Consider the following 4936-nt stretch of genomic DNA (forward strand, 5'->3'; position numbering starts at 1 on the left):
TATCCGCGAGCAATTGGTTTGGGGCACTGCCCCACCCCTAACCCCTCCCCTGAAGGGGAGGGGCTAAGCTTCCGCCTTTTCTCCACCCAACCCCCCGCCACCGCGCGCAGCGTGTCCGGGTGCATCTGCACGCCCATATGGCTGCTGACGATCTCGATCTCGCGGCATTGCGGGTCGTGGCACAAAGCGCCGTTGACCAAACCGTCGCTCGCCGACCAGATCGCGGTCGACGGCACCGGCAGCGGCCGCGCGATCTCCTCGCGGCGCGCGACGACGTCGGGCGAATCGACCTTTTCGCCGGTCAGCCATTCGAACGCGCGCCAGACATTGGTCGCATGCGGATCGCCGGCAAAGGGCGAGCTGACGGTGATCACCTCGCGCACCATCGCAGGCGCGCGATGCGCCAGGAAGCGCGCCATGATCCCGCCCAGGCTGACCCCGATCAGGGTCACCGGCTCGCCGGCGTCTGAATGATAGGCCTCAAGCCGCGCGAGCAATTTCTCGCCTTCCGATCCGATCGCCTTGGCGCCGCGATTGCGCCCAAGCCGCCACCCCTCGACGCGATAGCCCAGCGCGGTCAGATAGCGCTTCATCACTACGTTCGACCGGTCCGAATTGAACAGCCCGGGCAACAGCATGACCGGCCGCCCGTCGCCCGCCGGCGCCTTCATCAGCTCGGGCCATTCGACCGGGATGCGCGCGATCGTGCCGACCATGCGCGGCAATTCGGCCGCCCATTGCGCCTTGCTCGGCGGGGTCAGAACCATGCCATCACGTCGATCGGAAAGGGTGTCCATGCGCCTATTCTCGCTCCCGCGGCTCTAAGCGCGCCACCGGTCCATTCGTTGCATGTCCGGATCGCGTTGTACGATCCGCGGCCATCGTAAAAGACGTCATTGACGTCGTATCCGCCCGCGACCTTGCCGCCCGGCCCACGCGAGGCGCGGATATAGGCCACCAGCCGGCGATATTGCTCTTCGCTCAGCACGATCGCGCGCGTGCCCGGCGCAAGCGGCGGCTCGTCGACATGCTCGACATGCAGCACGGTGCGGGCACTGCCGATCGCCGCGCGCAAGACGGTGAGCGGATGGACGTCGCTCCAGGTCGGCGTCTCGACATAGAAAGCGCGATCGCCCCAGCCGATGGCGACCCAATTGAACTCGGCATAGCGCGGATCGGCGATGTCGCCGGCCGGGAAATCCCGGCTCCAGTCGATGCCGGCGGCGCGGACCGGCAGGACGAGCCCGGTATGGATGCCGTTATCCTCGACCAGGATCCGCACGCCCTGCGCCGGCGGTGTCCATCCCGGATTGGCCGGAATTGAGCCGCCGACCATCCCCGCCGTGACATAGGCCAGAATAACGAGGATCAGCGATCGGCCGACCCAGCCCAGGACGCTCGCGGCGCGCGACAGGATTTCTCTCCCCACGGCCGCCGTGATAGATGGTTTCAATGGCAACTGAAACGCACGTTCTCGATTCTCCGCCGCCCGGTGCTGCGTCCGACTGGACGATTCCGCAGGATTGGTCGCACTATACGGCCGGAGAGCACGCCACCTGGGACACGCTCTTCGCGCGCCAGGCGAAATTGCTGCCCGGCCGCGCATCCGAAGCCTATCTGCGCGGGCTGGACGTGCTCAAGCTCAGCAAGCCCGGCATTCCCGATTTCGAGGAATTGTCCGAGCGGCTGATGAAGCTGACCGGATGGCAAGTCGTCGCCGTTCCCGGTCTCGTTCCCGACGACGTGTTCTTCGACCATATGGCCAATCGCCGCTTCGTCGCCGGCAATTTCATCCGGCGGCCGGACCAGCTCGATTATCTCCAGGAACCCGACGTCTTCCACGACGTGTTCGGCCACGTGCCGATGCTCGCCGATCCCGTGTTCGCCGATTATCTTGCCGTCTATGGCCAAGGCGGCCAGCGCGCCTTGGGCCTCGACGCGCTCAAATATCTCGGCCGGCTCTATTGGTACACGGTCGAATTCGGCCTGATCGCCGAGCCCGAGGGCCTGCGCATCTATGGCTCGGGCATCGTGTCGAGCTATGCCGAAAGCCAGTTCGCGCTCGACGACCCCAGCCCCAACCGGATCGGCTTCGACCTCGCCCGGGTGATGCGGACTGAGTACCGGATCGACGATTTCCAGCAGAATTATTTCGTCATCCCCAGCTTCGACGAATTGCTCCGCGTGACGGTGGAGACGGATTTCGCGCCGCTCTACGAGACGCTCAAGGCGCAACCGGATATCCGCATCGCTGAAATCCTGCCGGAGGATCGCGTGATCACCCGCGGCACGCAGGATTATGCGCGGGGCAAGGGGCCGGCAATCGTTAGTTGAACGAACTCTTCAAGCTGAGCGGATCGGTCTAACTGACCGGATGCTCGCGGAAGCATTGCTCGGCATAGCGCTTGGTGTCTTCCTGCGACGGACCGGTCATCAGTTCGCCTACGCTCTTGGTGGCGATCAATTTGTCGGCGACGCAGCCGCACACGACCGAGAAATCCTTGGTCGTTCCCGACGTTTTCTGCGCACCCGCCTGGCACTCCGCGATGAACTTAGGCCGGAAGGAATCGACGAATCCCTTGTCGAAACTCGAGCTCGAATTGCCGGCGGGACCGCCGCCGCTGCACCCGGCGAGGATCAGCATGGCTAGGGTCAACGGGAAGGCACGCTTCATAAATCCCCCTTTCGAGACTCAGATGTCCAATGCCCAGCCGTCTCGGCCCTTGGGATCGAACGGCTTGGTCGGCACGTAGCGTACCATGCCGCCTTCGAGCTTCAGGATCGTCCAGTCGCCACGCCGGTCTGTCTGTAGCAGAGTGCAACCGCAGGCGGCATAGGCTTCAACCACCTGATCGCGTTGCGTTTCGAGCAGACCGGCCAGCACGATCGTCGCACCCGGCGCCGCGATCGCCGCAAGCTCCGGCGCCATCGAGACGAGCGGCCCGGCGAGCACATTGGCGATGATCAGGTCATAAGGCGCGGCGGCTGTGATCGCGTCGTCGAGCGCACCGTCGGCGACGATCAGCTCGACGCCGGCGATGGCATTGGCCTCGGCATTCTCGCGCGTCACGTCGATCGCCATCGGATCGATATCGGTCGCCATCACCCGCGCCGCGGGCCACAGATGCCGCGCGGCGAAGGCGAGCAGGCCGGTGCCGGTGCCGATATCGATGACGTTGGCGAAGCGGCGCTCCGCCATCGCGTCGAGCATCGCCAGGCAGCCCGAGGTCGTGGCGTGGTGCCCGGTGCCGAAGGCGCGACCGGCATCAATCAGGAAAGCGCGTCCGCCCGCCGGCGGCTCGATCGGATGCGCGCTGGTATGGACGACGAAACGGCCCTCGCGGATCGGCTCGAGCCCGGCCTGGCTCAGGGTCACCCAATCCTCGTCATAGAGCGGCTCGACTACCGGCTCGACCTCGGCCGCGCTCGGCACGAGCGCGCGGATCGCCGCGATCATCGTCGCGTCGGGCTTGGCCTCGCTATAAGCGTCGAGCCGCCAGCGTTCGACATCGTCCTCGACGTCCTCTGTCGTCATCAGCACGGCGTCGATCGCGATCTCGGCGGCGTCGATCGCTTCGGCCTCGGCACGCGTGCAGGGCAGGGTCAGCCGCCAGCTGCCGATTGTGCGCTCCGCCTCAGCGGACATAGCTCGCCCCGTTCACGTCGATCACCGCGCCGGTCATCGACGGTGGTGCGGAGGTCGCGAGATAGGCGACGGCGTTGGCGACTTCCTCGGGATCGGCGACGCGGCCGAGCGGGATGTCGGCGAGCAGTTTGTCGCCGCCCCGGCTCGCCAGATAGTCTTCCGCCATGCCGGTCATGGTGAAGCCCGGGCAGACCGCGAAGGCCAGGATGCCCTGAGCGGCATAACCGCGCGCGATCGACTTGGTCATCGCCACCATCCCGGCCTTGGATGCAGCATAATGCCAGTGATTGGGGCTGTCGCCGCGATAGGCGGCGCGGCTAGCGACGTTGACGATACGCCCGCCCGACTGGCGCTCCTGCCAATGCCGGACCGCGAAGCGGCACAATTCGGCGCTGGCGGTCAGGTTGATCCGCATCGTGCGCTCCCAGCCGGCAACCCAGTCATCGTCGGAACGGTCGATCGGATTGTCCTCGAACACTCCGGCATTGTTGATCACGACGTCGATCGTGCCGAGCTCGGCGAGCGCCTTGTCCCACAATTGGCGCGGGCCGGCGGGGTCGGAGAAGTCGGCCGGGATTCCGCTCGCGGTGCCGTGGCCGATCAAGCGGACGCCGTCACTGGCGGAAAGGACCTGGGCGATCGCGGCGCCGATGCCGCGGCTGCTGCCGGTCAGGAGGATGTTGGTCATGCGGCGGGGATTACGGGGTGGACCCGCGCCGGGCAATGCCTCCGGGGTGGGGGGACCCAATTCCTCCCCGGAACGGGGAGGGGGACCGCGCGCGTTAGCGCGTGGTGGAGGGGGCCCTCCCTCCACCTACCGCCTGGCCTGTTGCTCGTTTGTCGTGGGCCCCCTCCACCAAGTCGCTGCGCGCCTTGGTCCCCCTCCCCGTTCCGGGGAGGATTAGAGAGAGTTACGCCGCCACGCTCGTCGAAAACAGGTCGGCTGCGTCTTTCAGCCCGCCCAGCCGGTCGTCGACATCGCTGACGTCGCTGGCCAGTGCCCCCATTTCACTGGCGACGGCTTCGGTGTCCTCGCGGATGGTCGCAATCGTGTTCGACATCGAATCGGCGGCAAGCGCGGTTTCGTCGACCGCCGCGGTGATCGCGGTCACCGTCTGTGCCTGTGCCTCCATCGCAAAACGGATGCGCGACGCCGATTCCTGCACCTCGGCAACGGTCGCCTTGATGCTGGCATTGGTGTCGACGGTCGAACGCGTGGCGGACTGGATCGCGGCGATCTTGGCGGCGATGTCGTCGGTCGCGCGCGCGGTCTGGTTGGCCAGACTCTTC

The 4936-nt window shown here is 66.3% G+C and carries 6 protein-coding genes and 1 pseudogene; 1 reads left to right on the plus strand and 6 read right to left on the minus strand.

The window, feature by feature from the left end; genetic code table 11:
* On the minus strand, positions 1–767 hold a 767-nt coding region (locus tag SPR01S_RS20505; RefSeq protein ID WP_245662154.1), incomplete at its 3' end, for a lipase family alpha/beta hydrolase.
* Positions 758–1429 carry a TIGR02117 family protein gene (locus SPR01S_RS20510; RefSeq protein ID WP_245662156.1) on the minus strand — a complete coding sequence of 224 codons (672 nt, stop codon included), beginning with the start codon at positions 1427–1429 and terminating at the stop codon, positions 758–760. The genes SPR01S_RS20510 and SPR01S_RS20505, both read right to left, overlap by 10 nt.
* A 23-nt stretch (positions 1430–1452) precedes the next feature.
* On the opposite strand from SPR01S_RS20510, the gene phhA reads away from it, so the two are divergent.
* Positions 1453–2334, plus strand: coding sequence for a phenylalanine 4-monooxygenase (phhA, locus tag SPR01S_RS20515; protein ID WP_066593569.1), 882 nt, complete (start codon positions 1453–1455; stop codon positions 2332–2334).
* Positions 2335–2362: 28 nt separating this feature from the next.
* On the opposite strand, the gene SPR01S_RS20520 is transcribed toward phhA, so the two are convergent.
* The 4 genes and pseudogenes from SPR01S_RS20520 to SPR01S_RS20535 all read right to left on the minus strand — a co-directional run.
* Complete coding sequence (locus SPR01S_RS20520; RefSeq protein WP_157082388.1) at positions 2363–2674, minus strand: hypothetical protein; 312 nt, start codon at positions 2672–2674, stop codon at positions 2363–2365.
* Positions 2675–2692: 18 nt separating this feature from the next.
* Positions 2693–3646, minus strand: a complete 954-nt coding sequence (locus SPR01S_RS20525) for a 50S ribosomal protein L11 methyltransferase (RefSeq protein ID WP_066593574.1) — start codon at positions 3644–3646, stop codon at positions 2693–2695.
* Positions 3636–4334 carry an SDR family NAD(P)-dependent oxidoreductase gene (locus SPR01S_RS20530; RefSeq protein WP_066593577.1) on the minus strand — a complete coding sequence of 233 codons (699 nt, stop codon included), beginning with the start codon at positions 4332–4334 and terminating at the stop codon, positions 3636–3638. The genes SPR01S_RS20525 and SPR01S_RS20530 overlap by 11 nt, the downstream gene beginning before the upstream one ends.
* 223 nt (positions 4335–4557) lie before the next feature.
* A pseudogene (locus tag SPR01S_RS20535) lies at positions 4558–4936 on the minus strand (methyl-accepting chemotaxis protein); the annotation flags it as partial.

Source organism: Sphingomonas pruni NBRC 15498, assembly GCF_001598455.1.
In the GTDB taxonomy this organism is placed as follows: domain Bacteria; phylum Pseudomonadota; class Alphaproteobacteria; order Sphingomonadales; family Sphingomonadaceae; genus Sphingomonas; species Sphingomonas pruni.

Excerpts from the sequence above, each read along its gene's own strand:
- SPR01S_RS20525 (WP_066593574.1), bottom strand. The coding sequence starts at position 3,646 with ATGTCCGCTGAGGCGGAGCGCACAATCGGCAGCTGGCGGCTGACCCTG.
- phhA (WP_066593569.1), top strand. The coding sequence starts at position 1,453 with ATGGCAACTGAAACGCACGTTCTCGATTCTCCGCCGCCCGGTGCTGCG.
- SPR01S_RS20530 (WP_066593577.1), bottom strand. The coding sequence starts at position 4,334 with ATGACCAACATCCTCCTGACCGGCAGCAGCCGCGGCATCGGCGCCGCG.
- SPR01S_RS20520 (WP_157082388.1), bottom strand. The coding sequence starts at position 2,674 with ATGAAGCGTGCCTTCCCGTTGACCCTAGCCATGCTGATCCTCGCCGGG.